Below are 394 nucleotides of genomic sequence, written 5' to 3'. Positions count from 1 at the left end.
GCAAGGGACCGAAATCAAATCGGCGCGCAACGGCAAAGTGCAATTGGTTGATGCTTTCGTCCGGATCCGGAACGGTGAAGCGTGGATTTCCAATATGCACATTGCACCTTATGAACAGGGCAATATCTTTAACCATGATCCAACGAGAGTCCGCAAATTGCTGTTGCACAAAAAGCAGATCAATGAGCTTGTAGGCGTATCGAAAGTACAGGGAGCGGCGATTATCCCGCTGAAGATGTACTTGAAAGACGGCTATGCCAAAGTGTTGCTTGGCATTGGTAAAGGGAAGAAGAACTACGACAAGCGCCAGGACTTGAAAAAGAAAGACGCAAAACGTGAGATTGACCGCGCCATGAAAGACCGCAACCGTTAACACTTGAAGTCTGACCAATGT

1 protein-coding gene is annotated in these 394 nt (G+C 47.7%); it reads left to right on the top strand.

Annotation, left to right across the window (positions count from 1 at the left end):
• A partial coding sequence (gene smpB / locus EVJ22_RS15325; protein WP_131444281.1) for an SsrA-binding protein SmpB occupies positions 1–373 on the top strand: 373 nt, incomplete at its 5' end.
• Positions 374–394: the final 21 nt, after the last annotated feature.

It is taken from the genome of Exiguobacterium sp. SH0S7 (assembly GCF_004337195.1).
Lineage (GTDB): Bacteria > Bacillota > Bacilli > Exiguobacteriales > Exiguobacteriaceae > Exiguobacterium > Exiguobacterium aurantiacum_A.
Note: the sequence above shows the minus strand (reverse complement) of the source record. Positions and strands in the feature narration are given on the sequence as shown.